The 17311-nt window shown below is 50.5% G+C and carries 15 protein-coding genes, 1 tRNA gene and 1 pseudogene; 9 read left to right on the forward strand and 8 right to left on the reverse strand.

The genetic code is table 11. The annotated features are described in order from the left end of the window. Nucleotides 1–157: 157 nt before the first annotated feature. From GS601_RS10075 to cysW, 3 genes are all read left to right on the forward strand, one after another. Nucleotides 158–1306 carry a sulfate ABC transporter substrate-binding protein gene (locus tag GS601_RS10075; protein WP_162423143.1) on the forward strand — a complete coding sequence of 383 codons (1149 nt, stop codon included), beginning with the start codon at nt 158–160 and terminating at the stop codon, nt 1304–1306. Nucleotides 1307–1391: 85 nt separating this feature from the next. Next, a complete protein-coding gene (cysT, locus tag GS601_RS10080) occupies nt 1392–2276 on the forward strand; it encodes a sulfate ABC transporter permease subunit CysT (protein WP_162423144.1) in 885 nt (294 codons plus the stop codon). Beyond that, on the forward strand, nt 2242–3168 hold the full coding sequence (gene cysW / locus GS601_RS10085; protein ID WP_338017006.1) for a sulfate ABC transporter permease subunit CysW: 927 nt from the start codon (nt 2242–2244) through the stop codon (nt 3166–3168). Before cysT ends, cysW begins: the two co-directional genes overlap by 35 nt. Nucleotides 3169–3450: 282 nt before the next feature. Here cysW and GS601_RS10090 read toward each other — a convergent pair whose 3' ends face one another. Both GS601_RS10090 and GS601_RS10095 read right to left on the reverse strand, forming a co-directional pair. Beyond that, nucleotides 3451–3708, reverse strand: coding sequence for a ferredoxin-thioredoxin reductase variable chain (locus GS601_RS10090; RefSeq protein ID WP_338017007.1), 258 nt, complete (start codon nt 3706–3708; stop codon nt 3451–3453). 63 nt (nt 3709–3771) lie between these two features. After that, a complete protein-coding gene (locus GS601_RS10095; RefSeq protein WP_162423145.1) occupies nt 3772–5670 on the reverse strand; it encodes a PP2C family protein-serine/threonine phosphatase in 1899 nt (632 codons plus the stop codon). A 293-nt stretch (nt 5671–5963) separates the two neighbouring features. Between GS601_RS10095 and GS601_RS10100 the strand changes: the two genes are divergently transcribed. The 3 genes from GS601_RS10100 to GS601_RS10115 all read left to right on the forward strand — a co-directional run bounded on the left by GS601_RS10100 (nt 5964) and on the right by GS601_RS10115 (nt 8979). Next, a complete protein-coding gene (locus tag GS601_RS10100) occupies nt 5964–6389 on the forward strand; it encodes an NfeD family protein (protein ID WP_238393192.1) in 426 nt (141 codons plus the stop codon). Between the two features lie 51 nt (nt 6390–6440). Next, the gene (locus tag GS601_RS10105; RefSeq protein WP_162423146.1) at nt 6441–7388 is read left to right on the forward strand and encodes an SPFH domain-containing protein; all 948 of its coding nucleotides are present in this window, start codon (nt 6441–6443) and stop codon (nt 7386–7388) included. Nucleotides 7389–7740: 352 nt separating this feature from the next. Continuing rightward, the gene (locus GS601_RS10115; protein ID WP_162423147.1) at nt 7741–8979 is read left to right on the forward strand and encodes a M28 family metallopeptidase; all 1239 of its coding nucleotides are present in this window, start codon (nt 7741–7743) and stop codon (nt 8977–8979) included. A 294-nt stretch (nt 8980–9273) separates the two neighbouring features. On the opposite strand, the gene GS601_RS10120 is transcribed toward GS601_RS10115, so the two are convergent. After that, complete coding sequence (locus GS601_RS10120) at nt 9274–9642, reverse strand: phage holin family protein (RefSeq protein ID WP_162423148.1); 369 nt, start codon at nt 9640–9642, stop codon at nt 9274–9276. A gap of 242 nt (nt 9643–9884) precedes the next feature. Next, nucleotides 9885–10838, reverse strand: a complete 954-nt coding sequence (gene crtR, locus GS601_RS10125) for a beta-carotene hydroxylase (protein ID WP_162423149.1) — start codon at nt 10836–10838, stop codon at nt 9885–9887. Nucleotides 10839–11177: 339 nt separating this feature from the next. Here crtR and GS601_RS10130 point away from each other — a divergent pair, with 339 nt between their 5' ends. Then, a complete protein-coding gene (locus GS601_RS10130; protein ID WP_162423150.1) occupies nt 11178–11954 on the forward strand; it encodes a COP23 domain-containing protein in 777 nt (258 codons plus the stop codon). Nucleotides 11955–12125: 171 nt separating this feature from the next. Here the strand turns inward: GS601_RS10130 and GS601_RS10135 are convergent. Then, nucleotides 12126–12197: transfer RNA gene (locus GS601_RS10135), tRNA-Gln, on the reverse strand. A gap of 180 nt (nt 12198–12377) precedes the next feature. On the opposite strand from GS601_RS10135, the gene GS601_RS10140 reads away from it, so the two are divergent. Next, the gene (locus tag GS601_RS10140) at nt 12378–12818 is read left to right on the forward strand and encodes a hypothetical protein (RefSeq protein WP_162423151.1); all 441 of its coding nucleotides are present in this window, start codon (nt 12378–12380) and stop codon (nt 12816–12818) included. A 9-nt stretch (nt 12819–12827) separates the two neighbouring features. On the opposite strand, the gene GS601_RS10145 is transcribed toward GS601_RS10140, so the two are convergent. After that, on the reverse strand, nt 12828–13172 hold the full coding sequence (locus GS601_RS10145; RefSeq protein ID WP_162423152.1) for an MGMT family protein: 345 nt from the start codon (nt 13170–13172) through the stop codon (nt 12828–12830). Nucleotides 13173–13176: 4 nt separating this feature from the next. Then, nucleotides 13177–13932, reverse strand: a complete 756-nt coding sequence (locus GS601_RS10150; RefSeq protein ID WP_162423153.1) for an HAD family hydrolase — start codon at nt 13930–13932, stop codon at nt 13177–13179. A gap of 183 nt (nt 13933–14115) precedes the next feature. Between GS601_RS10150 and GS601_RS10155 the strand changes: the two genes are divergently transcribed. Then, the gene (locus GS601_RS10155) at nt 14116–16221 is read left to right on the forward strand and encodes a tetratricopeptide repeat protein (RefSeq protein ID WP_162423154.1); all 2106 of its coding nucleotides are present in this window, start codon (nt 14116–14118) and stop codon (nt 16219–16221) included. On the opposite strand, the pseudogene GS601_RS10160 reads toward GS601_RS10155, so the two are convergent. Beyond that, nucleotides 16222–17079: pseudogene (locus GS601_RS10160) on the reverse strand (PstS family phosphate ABC transporter substrate-binding protein); the annotation flags it as partial. Between the last annotated feature and the right edge of the window lie 232 nt (nt 17080–17311).

Here is a 17311-nt window from a genome sequence, read left to right on the forward strand (position 1 = left end):
CGACTCTGCTGCTGATCTCAGCAATAGCTTAAACCCCCATAAACCGAGCAAGAAGCAGGAGTATTTCCTTGCAGTTTGCAGAATTCCCCAGTAGGATTGATAAGCAATCATAATACGGTAATTACAGCTACTTACCGTAGTTTAAGGGAGAGAGACCATGCAGTTGAGGCAAAATATTGAAAGACAATGGATAGGCTTTCGGGCAGGCGTTGCCCAGGCTTACCAAACGGTGTTGGGGCGACGGTCAGTGAGAAATTTTGTTGCGCTGTTTTTCCTTGGGGCAACCTTGAGTGTTGCGATCGTAGCGTGTGGAAACAATAATGCCTCTACATCTACCGCTCCGGGAGGCGCTAGCCCTGTTGCAAGCACCGGTAGAACCGCAGAACTTACCCTCGTAGCCTACGCCATTCCCAAAGCAGCACACGATGCCATCATTCCAAAATTTGTGGAGCAGTGGCGGCAAGAAAAAGGTCAGACCGTCATCTTTGTGCAAAGTTACGGCGGCTCTGGTTCCCAAACTCGCGCCGTGATTGATGGGCTAGACGCTGACATCACCCACTTGGCACTCTCCGCTGATATTGAAAAGCTGGCTAAAACAGGTCTCGTTAGTCAAGATTGGGCAACCAAGGTTCCCAATGGTGGAACGGTCGCAAAAACAGTGGCAGTGATTGTTGTGCGCCCTGGCAATCCTAAAAACATCAAGTCGTTTGCGGATTTGGTACGAAGCGACGTGAAGTGGGTCACAGCCGACCCAAAAACGTCTGGTGGCGCACGGTGGAACTTTATCGCACTGTGGGATTATGCTCTAAAAACAAACGGTAATGATGAAGCAAAAGCGCGGGAATTTGTGACCCAAGCCTACAAAAATATCGCGGTACTCTCTAAAGATGCACGAGAATCAATGGATGCATTTTCAAAACAGGGTCAGGGGGATGCTTTAATCAACTATGAGAACGAAGTGATTTTGGCAAACCAGAAAGGCGAAAACCTTGACTATATCGTGCCAGATATCAACGTTTCGATTGATACGCCCGTTGCGATCGTGGATAAAAATGTAGACCGACATGGAACCCGTGAAGTGGCAGAGGCATTTGCCAAATTTCTCTTCACCCCAGAAGCGCAAGCAGAATTCATCAAACTCGGATACCGTCCCCTTGATGAAGCCACTGCAAACCAAAAAGAAAACGTCGATAAATACCCACCTATCAAGACGTTAACAACAATCAAAGACTTCGGTGGCTGGGACGAAGTAGAGCAAAAATTCTTTGAGGACGGTGCAATTTTTGATCAGATTCGCGGCGCTTAATCGCGGTTTCGCCCGCAAGCGAGCCTGCTTAACCGTTCTTGCTTGTGGGTCTTTAGACAGCTTTGCTTCCGTTGGAGTGTAACCAATGACTTCTGCCCAAGGCACACCCGAAACCGTTTCCAAGGGGAACTTCTTGATACGATCGCTAACTCAGATGCCGTGGACATGGCGGATCATGCTGGGCTATCTAACCGTCATGCTGCTGCTGCCTACCTTGGCGATGTTTTTAAGGGCGTCTACGGTCGGTCCTGCCCAATTTTGGAGCATTGCCACAAGCCCAGTAGCCTTGGCAACTTACGACATTACGTTCACCACCTCTGTGATTGCAGCCTTGGTGAATGGCATCTTTGGGACACTGATCGCTTGGGTACTGGTGCGCTACGACTTTCCCTTCAAGCGCATCATTGATGCCTCGGTCGATTTGCCGTTTGCACTTCCTACCTCAGTCGCCGGATTGACCCTAGCAACCGTGTACAGCGACAACGGCTGGATCGGTTCGCTCGTTGCCCCCTTTGGGATCAAGATTGCCTTTACACGTTTGGGCGTTGGCATCGCCATGGTCTTTATCTCGCTGCCGTTTGTCATCCGCACTGTGCAGCCTGTGTTGGCAGAAATGGAAAAAGAAGTAGAGGAAGCCGCTTGGAGCCTTGGTGCTTCTTCGTGGCAAACGTTTCGGCGGGTGGTGTTGCCGCCGTTGATGCCGGCTATTCTAACAGGCGTTGCCCTAGGGTTTTCACGGGCAGTGGGTGAGTATGGCTCGATTGTGATTATTTCATCCAATACACCATTTGCAGATCTGATCGCGCCAGTGTTGATCTTTCAGCGACTAGAGCAATACGATTATGCAGGTGCGACTGTGATTGGTGTGGTGCTATTGCTGATCTCGCTGGTGATGTTGCTTGCAATTAACTTTCTGCAAGCCTGGGGTCGGCGATATGAAACGGGGTTGGGCAAAATGCCTGGACATTGAGCAGCCTTTGATCTTAGGAGAACAAACAGAAATGAGTACGATCGCACCTTCGCCCCGTCTAGTGAAACGAGCCGATGCCAAGCGCAAGAGTTGGGTTCCGACTTTGCTAATTGGCATTACGATCGTCTATCTGGGTCTGGTGCTGTATATTCCTGCGGCAAATGTTTTTTATCAAGCCTTTAAAAACGGAATTGGTCCATTTATAGAAAACCTGACCCAGCCTAATTTTATTCAGGCGGTGCGGCTGACGGTAATGCTGGCTGCGATCGCAGTTCCGTTAAATACAATTTTTGGCTTGTGTACCGCTTGGGCACTGGCACGGCGGCAATTTCGAGGGCGGTCGTTTATGTTGAGTCTGATCGATCTTCCGTTTGCAATCTCACCGGTGGTCGCAGGGTTGATGTTGGTGTTGCTGTATGGGCGGCAAGGGTGGTTTGGCGATGTTCTTCAATCGAACAATATTAGAATCATCTTTGCGTTTCCAGGCATGGTGTTAGCCACGATGTTTGTGAGTATGCCGTTTGTGGCACGAGAAGTGATTCCAGTGCTAGAAGAAGCAGGAGCCGATCAAGAAGAAGCGGCACAAACCTTAGGGGCAAATGGTTGGCAGACGTTTTGGCGGGTGACGTTGCCCAGTATTCGCTGGGGCTTGCTCTATGGCTTAATTCTGACCAATGCAAGGGCAATGGGTGAGTTTGGAGCGGTTTCGGTTGTCTCTGGTAATTTATCAGGTAAAACCCAGAGTTTGCCGTTGTATGTAGAAGAGGCTTACAAGCAGTACGAAACCGAAGCTGCCTATTCTGCGGCAGTGTTGCTTGCCTTGCTTGCGGTGGTGACGTTAGTGCTGAAGGAAATTATGGAACGCAAAACCCGGATTAAAGAGGTGGAGTAGACAGTGCAAAGTGGGTAACGTCTGTTTGCTGGGTTGCGATCGCAGCCCAGCAACTCTGCTGAACTCACGTCTTTTTAGAGTACTTAGTGCGAGAACTCCGACTTTGCTCAAAAAGCTAGCGTTCTCGCGATTGGGGCGTTTGGGTTTGAATTTAGCACCCAACGCAAGCGTGTAGATCAAGCAGGCTGTCGTTGAGTTCCTCACAAAAAATTGCCGCCCATTGTTCCAAGTGTTCCAAGTTCGCGGCAATCTCAAGCGATGCGGCTGGTTTTGCCGAACCGATCAAATAATTTCTAGCTCGGCTTCTTGTAGGTGAACCCGTAGCTTTGTGCCAATCTTGACCAAAACAGGAAAATTTGCGCTGACAGGACGACCACGCCACTCTGTGACGATCGCAATCACTTCCCCTTCTTCACCCTGCAAATCAAACGGTTGATTTCGGTGTTGGGGATGGTGATAAATCACAACCGATTCCTTAACCCGAACCCGTGCGCCAATTTCCATAATGTGTAACGTACCCCTATCAGCAGCCTTAACCACAAGCAGCTAGACCTAAATTAACAAAGACAGCTTTTTTATCTTTGCACAGGTGGGGACTTCTTCCTAACGTTTAAGAAACGTGTCTGGAATGCGATCGCGCACCTCGTTTGTGATGCGCTCACCTACTTGCCGAACTTGAGCCGGGTTGACCAAGTACCAAACGCCAAGCCCAACGGCTCCACTCAGCACCAAAAAGACGATGAACCAGAGCAACAACCCTGAACGGCGCGGTTTCGCTACGGGAACATCAACGCTTTCGACGGGCGCAGTCTCGGTGAGTTGCAGATCGACGGCAGGAGGCACAATAGGAACGCGGATATCCGAAAGCGACGACGAGACATGGCAGTAGGTTAAGACGATCGATGCATTGTCATGCCCATTCTGCTCGTTGGCGTAGGCTAGCCACGATCGTACGGTTGATTCTAAAGAGTCTTTTCCTCGGAGAATCCGTTCGGCATAGTCTGACCACGATCGCTCAACCAAGTCGTTGTCGCTCAAGCCATCAGAGCACAGCAGCAACATTCCGTCTTCTTCGAGCACAAATCGCTGCACTGCCGGATGGAGGTATTCACTATCTCGTGTGCCAAGTGCTTGAGTCAGGGCACCCGCATCAGGGCGGGCAATCGACTCTTGGCGCACCGCTCGACCCATGCGAACCTCGCGCACTGCCACATCATCATCCACGGTGAGTTGATGACAATATTCGGGCGTTATCCAGTAGGCTCTGCTGTCGCCGACATTGACAAGGTAAAGTTCGTGGGCGTTGGCAGCGATCGCACCGTCGGGCAGTTTAACCCGTTGGGGAATTTGAAGCGCCATCACCAGCGTTGTACCCATGCGGCGGCGAGCAGCGCGATCTTGAGCATCGTTTTGAGCCGCAATCACGTTATTCACCACTCGCACGATCGCCGCTAACTGCTCTGCCATCACCTCTGGAGACACCGGATCTGGCTCTTCTGCAACCTCTGTTAGCAACGCCCTAACCTGCATTTGCAGGGCTTGCACCGCAAGCTGGCTGGCAACTTCTCCGCCATCGTGCCCGCCGATGCCGTCGCACACAATCGTTAAGCGAGGCGTGAGATCATCGTGCAGGGGGTCGCCCGTTGCCGTCAGCGGATAGCAGGTATCTTCGTTGTGCGATCGCCGCCGCCCAATATCAGTTGCTCCCTGCACCTGCAAGCGTAAGGGCAAGCGGGCAGACTGTTCCAACAAAAGCCGGTTAAGCTGCACCGCCACTTGAGGATAGCCAATTGCGTCGGCTTGAATTTGCTCGCAGAGGGCTTGTAGAGGCTCTGCGATCGCCGCTTTAGCATCGGGCAACAGCAGAGACCAACACTGCGCCAAATGCCCCAACGACGGCTTTGAAACCGAAGCGATTGAGCGTCCAATCTGGGGGTCTTGATCTTGAATCAGTTCTCTGACGCGGAGCCGCCAGCCTTCAACATGCAAATTTTCAGGCGATAATAGACTAGAAGCGACATTTAGCTTCCAAAATGGCATCCAAAGCTCTAGCATTTGCCACAGCCAGTAGGCTTGCCGCACTGCCGTAGCTCCATGCCACGATCGCACCAACGAGGGCAGCAGTTCCCCTGCCGCTGTGAGGGGAGCATTCTCTAGCAGTAAAATGTCCTCTCCGGTCTTGTCGTCTTTGCAAAAGCCGTACACTTCTGGCACATGGAGCCGGTAGGGATACAAGTAAAGGTAGGCTAGCACATCATCTTCAAAAAACTCTGGAGAGTTTGGTCCGTGGTGGGGCTGCCTATCGACCCACACATGAGGAGCCATAATCTCGTAGCGATCGCCCTCAATGCGGCTGCCGGTAGGGTGGTGGGCAACCGTTGAGCCAACTGCCCAAAGATAGGAGCTTGAGCGAGCAGCAGTTCCTTCAGAGGTCGGCAGGGCACTCATCGACACAGGATAGGAAAAACTAGAGCGATCGTTAAGTTTGCTGGGGGTTTTCATAATGCACGGCTAGGATGGGGACACCAGAACCTATCAACTGGGGAACAGTATCTTAAGGGGTTTGACCCACCAAAATACTTAGTTGCGGAAGAAGTGAGGAAGAAGGTGTATCACAGTGTAGGAGTTTGATTAGACACCGCAACTTGGTTGAATACCCCGCGTTTTTACCCGATGCCTTGCCCATTTCTGTGAAAAGCCTCACTACTATACCAGCGATTTTACAGGTGGCGCGCTCTTTAAATTATGGCTTTTCATTCATCATGGTCTAAATTCGTATGGTGCTAAATTCAACTATGGATTGGTTAGCGACAAATCCAACGATGGTTTGGTTGGTGGCAGGGGTGTTGCTCTGCCTGGTTGAGCTTGTTTTGCCAACTGCGTTTATTGCGTTTGTTATGGGGCTGAGCGCGATCGCGGTGTCTGCGGTGGCAGGGTTTCTACCACTCGGTCTTCAGGTTTTTCTGTGGATTGTGCTGTCGGTGGGGCTGGTTTTTTGGTCTCGGCGGTTTGTCAACCGCAAAGCTGCCCTAAAGCTTGACGCGACCGAAGCCGAAACCTTGACCGAAATTCTACCCGGAAAGACTGGGCGGGTACTCTATGAAGGAAATTCGTGGGCGGCTCGATGTGAAGCCACAAGCGGGATCATTCCGGCTCATCAACGGGTCTATGTCGTAGGACGTAAGGGCACAACGCTGTTGGTGCTCCCCCACGAATTTTAAGAAACAGCCGGTTTTACGCTGGCTTTACTAACATTTAGGAGACTCAATCTTATGTGGGGTTGGATTATTGCTTTGGTAGTGGGTGGTGGCGCGATTTCGAGCGTCAAGATTATTCAGCAGGGAAACGAGGAGTTGGTTGAGCGCTTGGGGAGCTACGATCGCAAGCTGAGCCACGGACTCAATTTTGTGATTCCGGTCTTCGATCGAGTAGCTTACCGAGAAACTATCCGAGAGAAAGTTCTGGATATTCCACCACAAAACTGCATTACTCGCGATAACGTTGCAATTACCGTTGATGCGGTGGTGTATTGGCGCATTGTAGATATTGAGAAGGCGTACTACAAAGTGCAAGACCTCCACTCTGCCATGGTAAATTTGGTGCTGACTCAAGTCCGGGCAGAGATGGGAAAATTGGAGTTGGACGAAACCTTTACCGCGCGATCGCAGATCAACGAAATTTTGCTGCACGAGTTGGATACCGCAACCGATCCTTGGGGCGTCAAGGTGACTCGCGTTGAGTTGCGAGACTTAATTCCTTCGAAAGCGGTGCAAGACTCTATGGAATTGCAGATGGCGGCAGAGCGGCGCAAACGGGCAGCTATTCTCACCTCTGAGGGCGATCGAGAATCGGCGGTCAATTCGGCGCGGGGTAAGGCAGAATCTCAAATTTTGGATGCGGAGGCGCGGCAGAAGTCGGTTATTTTGGGGGCAGAGGCAGAGCAAAAGAGCATTGTTCTCAAAGCTCAGGCAGAGCGACAGCAACAGGTGCTGCGTGCTCAAGCAACCGCAGAAGCCATTCAAATTGTGACTCAAGCACTCAACACTGATCCCCGTGCAGCAGAAGCAGGAAGGGTTTTGCTGGCATTGAACTATCTGGAAATGGGGACAACCGTTGGTAAGAGCGATAGCAGCAAGGTGATGTTTATGGATCCGCGCAGCATTCCAGCGACGCTACAAGGCATGTTATCGATGGTCGATGAGACGAATGGCAAGGGATGAGCTTGAAGAGGGGTGAGATTTAGTCTGCACACTGCGCTGCAACTGTTCTTTCCCCTACTCTCATTTCAGGTAAGACAGCAGATTTTCCTCAAGATCTTCAGGATCTTCGCTGAACGTTATCGCAATCGGCGACGATGCTTTGGCTGGTGCTGTAATCTCATTGCTGCTTTGTACACCGATGAGCAATCCCAATCCGCTTCATTCGAGTTAATGTGCAAGAGGTCTACTATTGACCTAGCTAGTTTGAGATAAAAGTGAGATAAATAGAACACAGGTACTGGGGCTGTCTCACTGCTCAAATGGCGTCCGTCTTGCTCAATCTGTCTTTGTTTACCCTGTTGAGAACCTATTGATGAGCCGAGCAACGTCTAACTTTAAGTCAAACCTTAAAACGTGTCTTAGACGCCCCTTTGCCCGTTTAGGCTTATCGATTTTGGTTGTCGCTGCGATCGCGCTCTTTTCCAACAGTGCGGCAATTTCTAGTCAAGGTGATCTGCTGACTGATGTGCAAGCTTTGGTAGGTTTGGGGGCACGGGTTGCAGGCACGGCAACCGCCGAGAAAGCAAGTCAATATCTCGTGAATGCATACCGGAAAGCGGGATATGAGACCGAAATTCAGACCCTCACCTATCCCAAGTTCAGAGACTTAGGATCGACTCTGGCAGTAGACGATCGACCGCTAGACGGGTGGGTTTATCATGGCACGATCGCAGGTCAAGTGACGGGTCGATTAGTGGCAATTCCTAACGATGGACAGCCGCAAGATTATGCAGGCACTGCGGTTAAAGGAGCGATTGCGATCGCCCGTCGGGGCGGGATGACCTTCTCGGAAAAGGTGAAGTATGCTGCCGAGGCAGGTGCGATCGCCATCATTATTGTCAATAACGAGCCGAAGAATGTTCGCGGAAGCCTGACCAGTAGCCCTGCTATTCCTGTTTTGGGGCTGTCTGGTGCAGAAGGAGAACCGTTGATGGCACGCGCGCGCACCGCGTCACTCACCGCTAAGCTAAACGTGAACACGCAAAAAAATGCCTTGGCGAGAAATGTGATTGCTCATTTACCAGGGGTCAACCAGCCCAGCCTGATTGTGGGCGGGCACTATGATTCGGTTGTAGGGTCACCAGGAGCCAATGACAACGCTTCGGGGACAGCAGTGGTGCTAGCGATCGCGCGTCAGCTTTCAGGATCGCCGCTTGCACAGCAACTGTGGTTCATCGCGTTTGATGGTGAAGAAGACGGGCTGAAAGGGTCGCAAGCCTTTGTCGAGAGGTCAAGTCCTCAGTTTCTCGCCAAGCTCAAAGGCATGGTGAACTTTGATATGGTCGGCGTCAACGATGCGCTTCAGGGGGAAGGATCGCTGTCTCTCAAGCCATTTACAACCGTGGACGAGACGATGATGAAAAACCCTGCCCTCCGGCTTGGGAGCAGTGATCATGCTCCGTTCAAGTCTCAGAATGTGCCGACTCTCTTCTTCAATCGCGGCTATGAGCCAAACTATCACACCCCCAACGATACTGCGATCGTGCCTAGACTGTTGAGGGAAACTCAGGAAACTGCTTTGAAAGCGATCGCTCAGATTCTAAAGCAATAAGCGCTCGTAGTGCACGGCTTTCGGTGTTCTGAAAACATAGGATTGTCAAGATCTGGGCACTCATACCAAATTGATTTTTCACTGCTACAGATCCTCGCCCTCCCTGCCTACAGCATTCCCCTTGGTCAGGAGGTCGCACATCTGTAGCATTTACAGATTGATTTGGATATCATCACCAGAGCCAGCAACGACCAAAATGCTTTTTTCGGACGCCAAAGCCAGCCCCCGGATCTCATTTCTCTAAGGCTGGCTCAAATCTAATTTTTAGATAGCATTCTTACTATCTTGGCGTCGTTATGCTTGAGGTTTAAGGTCTGTGTTGCGCTCAGCAAAGTATTTGTTTAGGAAGGTGCTTGCAAAGGATAAAACTACAGGCGCAAGGATGAACGACCAAAGCCCATGAACTGTGAACCCAGGAACTAGGGCAGCAGCCAAGCTAAAGCAGATCCCGTTGACGACTAGAGAGAATAAGCCCAGCGTTAGGAAATTAATCGGCAGCGTTAGAAGTACCAAAATGGGTTTGATGAAGGTGTTTACTAACCCAATGACGACGCCAGCGATGAGCGCAGTTGGGAAGCTATAAATGCTAACGCCCGGCAAAAGAATATCAGCGACTAGAAGACTTAGCGCTGTAGCAAGAAGTGTGAAAAGATATCCAACCATGTTTATTCCTCAGGGTTTTCAATAACGCAGTTATTCTGATCACAATTTTGGCGAATTTGTGGGACAGTAAGCCTCTCTACCGAGACAGATCTATGCCAAAAAACTCTAGGCTAAAACGCTATGTTTTTGAGCCTAGAGCGTGACATTTATGAGTGATCGACTGTATGAGTAATTGACTAGTGCTGAGAAGCCAGAGATGCGATCGCAGACAGAACTTTGCTGCTCGTTGAGCCAATCCATCGTCAATCAGAAGAAGTTTTTTGTAGAACCTTGGAAGGGGCTTGAACCTCTTGCTCTTCCTGAACAGGCTCTTCCTGAAGCCGAGGCTTGGGATGAAACCGAATCCCTAAAAAGATGTCATAAACAAAGCCTAAAAAGTCCTCTTTTAGCAGACCGATAGATTGGGACGACCCTTTAGCATCTAAGAGTGGCTTAGTTGCGTAATACGCCTTCTCGTAGTTGTACCAGGGAATCGAAGGCCATAAGTGGTGAATTAAGTGATAGTTCTGACCCATGATCAGCCAGTTCAAAACGGGGTTGGGATATACTCTGGCATTTTTCCAGCGATCGCGCTCTTTGAAGGGGCGATGGGGCAAATAATCAAAGAATAATCCGAGCACCATTCCTACTACCGCAAGTGGGACAAACCAAAAGTTGAAAATGTAGCCGATGAAATCGTACCAATAGCCAACCGCTACGATCGCAGCAAGAATAGCACGGGCAATTGCCCATTCTAGAAGCTCATATTTGCGCCACAGCTTGCGCCTGAAAAAGAAGACCTCATGATACAGAAACCTCGCGTTAATGATCCACAGAGGTCCAAACGTAGATACTACATGATCTGGATCATTTTCTGGATCATTCACATGGGCATGATGCTGCATGTGAACACGGGTAAACACCGGAAAGGAGAAACAGAGGATCAAGGCGCTGCCATGCCCAAGGACAGCGTTCATAGTTTTATTGCGATGCGCGACTCCATGACAGGCATCATGAATCACACTTCCAACTAAATGTAATGCCAGTACGTTGAGGCAGAAGCACCACCAGTCCACCCATCCCCAACACCAATAGCCGATCGTTGTCATCGTGGCAATAAAAATTGACAGAAAAAACACGATCAGGGTTAGGTTGAAGTTACCCGGTGGACCTAGCAACTCTCTCGGAACTGTCAGGGGCTTTGTTGCCTCCGACATGTAGTATCTCCTTTCTAATTCTTCGCGTAGTATACGATACGGAACGTCATGAAGTTAAGTAAACTGCCCTTAAGAATTTCGGATTGAAGGGGAGGCGCTTGATAGTGAGTTGGCAGATTGAGTCATAAACTTAATTACAACTAGAGGTTTTTCAGACGACCAATTTTCTATAGGGAACTTGTTCCCAGAAAGTTGGTCGTAGTGATATGAAAGTTTACCTTGTTTTAGGGTCTACTGCCTCGACTGACTTCTCACCGCTCGAACAGACCTGTGAAGCGCCGGTCGGGGGACTACTCATTTCACTATTTATATTCATCCACAGAATCGAGGTTGAGTACCATGTCGCTACGGCAGTTTGGGTCAGGTTTGAAGGCACGAACAGTTAGAGGAGTCAGTCTTTCGGTGGGCGCGATCGCGCTGATGAGTGGGGCGGCATTTGCCCAAACGACTCCTTCGACACCCCCTGGGGATATCATTATCAACCCAGGGGGGTCTAATACAGGGGTTCCTGGAGGCTCAACCACGACGCCGCCCCTCAGTGGTGTTCGGTTCATGTGTCAGACCACTAACGGTCAGCCCACCGTGATGTATTTTCCCGATAACCAGCCTAGCGTTGCTTATCCGTGGGCGGTTCCGACGGCAATGGGTGGGGGTTGGAGTCCTGAGCGTCGTTGTAATGAAATTGCCCGACGGTTAGAATCCTACCGTCCAGATGGGTTGGTAGAGATGAAGACTGGGGTTGAGAACGGGTTGAATACGGTTTGCGTCACTACTGATCGCTTCCCAGCGTGTCGAATTGTGCTGACTGTGCCGAATGGACAAGATCCGTTGGCGACTCGCGATCGCGTCTTCCAAAACCTAACCGTTGCCGATGGGGGTCAGCAAACTCAGGGAGTCTACACTTACGGAGACAGTGGTTCTAACGATATTTTAGGCAGGCTAGGAGACGTTTTAGGATTGGGGCGCAGACGGGCAACGCAAGCGGCGTCTAACGGGAATATCAACCTGAAGCCCTTCTTATCTCCCAAAGATGGTGGCACGGGGGCAATGCTGAGGCGTGGCGTTCAAGTCCGTCCTTCGGTTGCACCTGTTCAAAAGCCGAGAATTTTTCGGTAATCCTTGAGGGCAGGGCGATCGTTGGTTTTCTGAGTCTGTCTTCAGCATTTGGCACCATCAGAGGCTGAAGGCGGACTTAAGCAAGAAGCATATTGTAAAAATAGCGGAGATCAAACTTTCGATCTCCGCTATTTTCCAGTTAATTTACTTTTCTGACTGATTTTCAGATAACTGGGGCGCTAGGATTCGAACCTAGGAATGCCGGGACCAAAACCCGGTGCCTTACCACTTGGCGACGCCCCAATGCGCGTTCCTTGAGTATCTTAGCAACAAATGCAGGGAATATGTCAACAACTTTGTGCCAACAACTTTTTAGTCTGTCTTAGTATCTCCTGGCACGGCTCTATGCCAAATTAGGCGATTATCATAAAGAATAACCATTCAGGTCAGAGTAGACAGGTTGCACTAGGAGAATTGCTTGGAGTGAATGCAGCAGAACAAGCTATCAATCTTAAAACTGCCAGCAAGATTGCTGCGATCGTGAATCTATTTAAGTCGGAGTTTCCGGACGCAAAATCTGATCTAAAGCCGTGGGCAAACGATGCCGACACTCGCGAACTCGTTGATCCAGAGTCTATTGATTTAAGCTTCAACTTCCCAGGTTGGAGCCGTCGATTGCAAAGCCGGTGTATTCTGCTGCAAATCCGCTTTCATCAAGACCCAGAAACCGCCCTACGTCGTGCGATCGGGGTTGAAGCTGCCGGATTTACGCACGAAGGAAAACAGTGGACGCTTTCAACGATTGAGGATTGGAACTTTGCTGGCGACAAGCATCCGACGCCGGAGATCTGCGATCGCTTGAGAGAGTTTTGCCGTAAGGTGCTGCTTGTTTTCAATGAAGACGTAGAAGCGCAGGAGCGCTGATGGTTGGGTCTATGACTGATCCTCGTCAGTAGCAAAGGTCAGGCTATCAGGCTGCCACAGGTATTGGCGAAGATTGACCTTCCCGGTGCGATCGAAGTGAACGCCTTCTGCTTGAAGCCGCGATCGCTGGAGATAATCGTTGCCCTGCCGAAACGGGGACATCGAAATTTCTCCTTTGGCATTAATGACGCGATGCCAGGGAATATCTCCATTTGGGGCAACTCGGAAGAGGGCATAACCTACCAATCGTGCTCTTCGAGGCAGGTTGGCAAGCTCGGCAACTTGCCCATAGGTGGCAACTTTACCCTGGGGAATTTGCTGCACGATCCTATAAATTTGGTGATACGAAGACACAAAACTAGTTGCCTTGAATGAGTCCTAAGTCAAAATAAGTCGCGTTGCCCACGTCTCCTGCGATCGCTTCAAACGGGGCATCGGGTTCGCCCAAGTCGCTCAACACAAAGGAGGCTCCAGTAAAATCGTGCAGGCGCGTGTACTCGTTGAGTGTGATCACGGTTCTTAGCCCGGCTCCCAGCGCTGATTTTAAGCCTTGACCCGAATCCTCGAAGGCAAAGCATTCCTCTGGCGCTAAATCTAGTTTTTCCAAAGCGTAGTCAAAAATATCTGGCGCAGGCTTTTTTAGCGGCACAATATCGCCTGCTGCGATCACCTCAAACCAGGATAAGCTTTCGGGGGATAGAGAGGATTGGAGTAGAGCGGTGACGTTGGCAGGGGTGGTCGTCGTTGCGATCGCTAGCCGCAATCCCTGCTCTCGTGCGGTTAGCAAAAGGCGCTTCACACCCGGACGCAGAGGAATCACGGCATCTTTAAGCAGTTGCTTGTAGTGCTCGGTTTTGCCAGCGTGGAGGGCAGCAGCAAACTGCTTTAAATCCCCACCTGGAACGGCAAACGTTGGCTCATAGGTCTTGACATAGTGTTGAATTCGCTCCTTACCGCCTGTCACGTCCAACAGTGTTCCGTACTGTTCGACTGACCAGTTCCAAGGCAGCCCAGCATCGGCAAACGCTCGGTTGAAGGCGACTCTATGCCCATCGCGCTCTGTATCTGCCAAAGTGCCGTCAACATCGAAAATGAGAGCGCGGAGAGTAGGCATAGTAGAAAACTCGCTCGGTCAGTTGTGTTCCTTTACTAATCTACCTCTGTCTCAGGCTCAAAATTTCTTTCTCTGATTTCCTGATTTACACCATCTGGCACTGTAGAGAAGGATAACATTCCGTACTTTAAGTATAGAATTTGACTCAGCAAATTTACTTACGCTCATCAGGGTTTTGAAACGATGGAAACCAAAAAATGGCTGAATATCACGGAATATTTGCTTTTAGCAGGTTCCGGCATTGGCTCTGTTGCCTCCATTGCTTCTCAGCAACTTGCGGTGGCTGCCGCCCCGATGTCGTTCTTATTGTTACTTAGCCTTGTCAATCGGCAACGAGTCAATGAGCAGGCTCACCAAAAAAATGGCACTAAAGTCGCTCAACTCGATCAAAAACTTTCCCGCCAACTTGAATCTCTCGATCAGCAGATCAAAACCTTGCCAACGTTGATTGACTTCGGTAGCTTTACTCGATCGATCTCGCAACGCAACGAAGCCGCGATCGCGCATCTCCAATCTAATATTTCTCAGCGTTTGGCTCCTTTAGAAGCCCAAGATTTTCGCCGCATCAGCCAAGACATGGCAGATTGCCAGCACAAGTACACCAAGCTGTCAGACTCTCTGGCAGTCTTGACGACCAACTTAAATCGGTTTGCCAGCGCCAATCGAGTTGAAGGAACCGAACGCGCGATCGCGCAATTCCAATCTGACCTGACCCAACTGCAAGCAAAATTGGCTGAAGTCTCTAGTTCTCAAAAGCAGGGCATTCCCAGAGCATTGCAGGATGAAATTTATACGATTCACCGCCGTCTGAACAATCTGCCCCAGCCGTTTGATGCAACCACACTTAAACAAGATGTAGATGGCTTGATCAAAATTGTAGGCGACTTGGTGTCTCGGCGGGATCTCGCCCGTCTGATGGCAGAAGTTGAAAAAATTCGCCGCCACCATCAGCAGTTAGAGCAGACCGTAGCGCCAATGAAGGCAGTCAACACGATTATGCGAAAGCAAATGGATACGCTGTCAGTGTGGGCGCAGGCAAGAGCAGCAGCACCTGTAGACCCCTCCGCGTCCTCAAATCCTGAATTTAAAAAAAATCCTGAATCTAGAGACCCTGAGTACAAGCTAATGTTCGGTCTCAAAGCGTCCTGTGATGCTCAGCAAGATACCTTATTGAGTCAGCGATCGTTGTTAGAGGAAGCTCTGAAAACGGCTCAGTCGCGAGTGATTGTGGTCTTTCCCTATCCCGATCGCACTACTTTAGATGCCGAATTGATGGCTCAATTTCAAGCCTTTCTAAGTCGCGGCAGTTCCCTCGATATTGGGTGGGGGCACCTCGGCGATGTGCACGGGCATCAGGCTCGCTATATCCACGATGCTTCAGAGCTTCACTTTACAAATCGCGAGGCTCAGCAGGCAGAACAGAAGTTTTTAACGACGATCTTAGGTCAGCTAGCCCAGCTAAAGCGCGAGTATCCTCAGCAGTTTCGCTTTAAGGTGCTGGGCACAAACGAGAATTTCTTGGTGTGCGATCGCACCTATGCCATTTTGGGAGTTCAGCCTGTCACAACCGCCAGCACAGCGTTTCCAGAAATTGCCGTGGGGGTGCAAACTCGCAATGCTGCTGTTGTAGAAGGTCTGATTGGGCGGTACGACAATCCGCTGCTTGCTGCCGATGATGAAGCGGCATACTACAACCGCGCTGTGACCCGCTATGCCTTGGGAGACAAACAAGGTGCGATCGCAGACTACAGCGAAGTGGTACGCATCAATCCAAATCACTGTCTGGCCTACAACAATCGTGCCTTGGTGCAAGACGAATTGGAGAACCGAGAAGACGCGATCGCGGATCTAAACCGCGCGATTCTTAGCAATCCGCGCAATTGCATTGCCTACTGCAATCGAGGCGTTATTCGACTGCGTTTAGGAGAGTTGGCAAGCGCGATCGAGGACTTTAGCTATGCCATTCAGGTTGATTCAGACTGCGCCAATGCCTTTGCCCAGCGCGGCTTGGCTCGACTGCGCTCTGGCAATGAGACCAGCGCGATCGACGATTTTACTGCCCTGATTCGCATCGTCCCCCAAAGCCCTGTGGGATATTTTCAGCGCGGCTTAGCTCGCAGCAAAACCGGCGATAAAGTGAATGCCATTCGAGACTTTAAGGAAGCCGCCTGGCTGTTTTCGACCCAAGGCGATCAGGTGAAATATCAACACGCGATCGCGGCAATTCATACCCTACGATCGCGCTATGTTGCCCAACCGTTTCAAGATCGAGTCCTGCAAGAAATCTAATCAGCGGCTTTTCACAAATCCCGCTTGAGCGACCAGTTCTTGTCCTTGTTCGGTCAACAGCAAGTTCGCGTATGCCTCTCCCGCCTGCTGTTCCACGCCTCCGTTTTGCTTCACAACGACAAACAAATTGCGCGTCAGGGGATACTCTCCGCTCTGAAACGCTCTTGTGTTTAATTGATTGCGCTGATTGGGACATTGAGTGATCAACGGTTCTTGATACGGCGGAACCAGGGTATTGGCAGCACGACCAATGGGTAAAGGCTTGATCGAGCATTGAGGCACCACTTCAGGGGCAGACGCAAAATAAATTCCACCGGGCGTTGCTCCAAGCTGCCGCAAGGCTTGGGTTGTTGTTGCCGCAATTTGCACAGTGTTGCTGAGGGGCTGTCCGCCTAAAACTTGTTCAATAAACAGGTCAACGGTGCCACCTGATCTGGGATCGCGAGAAATGGGGGTAATCGGCAAACTAGGACCGCCCACTTGCTGCCAGTTATTGATTTGCCCAGCATAGATTCCTTTCAGTTGCTCAATGGTTAAGCCGGGAACCGCTAGAGTTGGATTGACAGCCACGGCAAGCCCATCGATCGCGATCGCAATTTGCTTTAACGTTGTTCCTCGAATCTGCGCCCGTTCATATTCCTCATCGCTCAAGGGGCGAGACGACTGAGCAAAGGCAAGATTTCCATCGATTAATGCTTTGATTCCGGTGCCAGACCCTGGGCTGCCGTTAGCGGGGTCTGTATATTGCAACCGATACTCTGGGCGCGCGGCTTGTAGAGCCGCATCAACCGATAATCGAATCGGTGCCCAAGAGCTACTGCCGCCATAGCGAAACAAGCCTGATGGAACATTCTGAACTTGGGCAAACGTTCCACTCCTCGGCTGTCCCGCATTCGAGGCGGTGCTTGAATCGCGGCTCGAAGCGTTGCTAGGTTGAACGGTGGGTGCCCCAAAATTTCCCGATCGCTGGGTAAACCACCAGAATGCGCCACCTAAAAGTCCTGCGGTGACTCATACCAAATCAAAAAATGCCTGCGACAGATAGTGCATTTACGATAAAGCTAAAGCCAGTGACAGAAGCAACGGTTTC

It is taken from the genome of Myxacorys almedinensis A, assembly GCF_010091945.1.
GTDB classification, from domain to species: Bacteria; Cyanobacteriota; Cyanobacteriia; order Leptolyngbyales; family Leptolyngbyaceae; genus Myxacorys; species Myxacorys almedinensis.

Excerpts from the sequence above, each read along its gene's own strand:
- GS601_RS10075 (WP_162423143.1), top strand. The coding sequence starts at position 158 with ATGCAGTTGAGGCAAAATATTGAAAGACAATGGATAGGCTTTCGGGCA.
- cysT (WP_162423144.1), top strand. The coding sequence starts at position 1,392 with ATGACTTCTGCCCAAGGCACACCCGAAACCGTTTCCAAGGGGAACTTC.
- cysW (WP_338017006.1), top strand. The coding sequence starts at position 2,242 with ATGAAACGGGGTTGGGCAAAATGCCTGGACATTGAGCAGCCTTTGATC.
- GS601_RS10095 (WP_162423145.1), bottom strand. The coding sequence starts at position 5,670 with ATGAAAACCCCCAGCAAACTTAACGATCGCTCTAGTTTTTCCTATCCT.
- GS601_RS10100 (WP_238393192.1), top strand. The coding sequence starts at position 5,964 with ATGGATTGGTTAGCGACAAATCCAACGATGGTTTGGTTGGTGGCAGGG.
- GS601_RS10105 (WP_162423146.1), top strand. The coding sequence starts at position 6,441 with ATGTGGGGTTGGATTATTGCTTTGGTAGTGGGTGGTGGCGCGATTTCG.
- GS601_RS10115 (WP_162423147.1), top strand. The coding sequence starts at position 7,741 with ATGAGCCGAGCAACGTCTAACTTTAAGTCAAACCTTAAAACGTGTCTT.
- GS601_RS10120 (WP_162423148.1), bottom strand. The coding sequence starts at position 9,642 with ATGGTTGGATATCTTTTCACACTTCTTGCTACAGCGCTAAGTCTTCTA.
- crtR (WP_162423149.1), bottom strand. The coding sequence starts at position 10,838 with ATGTCGGAGGCAACAAAGCCCCTGACAGTTCCGAGAGAGTTGCTAGGT.
- GS601_RS10130 (WP_162423150.1), top strand. The coding sequence starts at position 11,178 with ATGTCGCTACGGCAGTTTGGGTCAGGTTTGAAGGCACGAACAGTTAGA.
- GS601_RS10150 (WP_162423153.1), bottom strand. The coding sequence starts at position 13,932 with ATGCCTACTCTCCGCGCTCTCATTTTCGATGTTGACGGCACTTTGGCA.
- GS601_RS10155 (WP_162423154.1), top strand. The coding sequence starts at position 14,116 with ATGGAAACCAAAAAATGGCTGAATATCACGGAATATTTGCTTTTAGCA.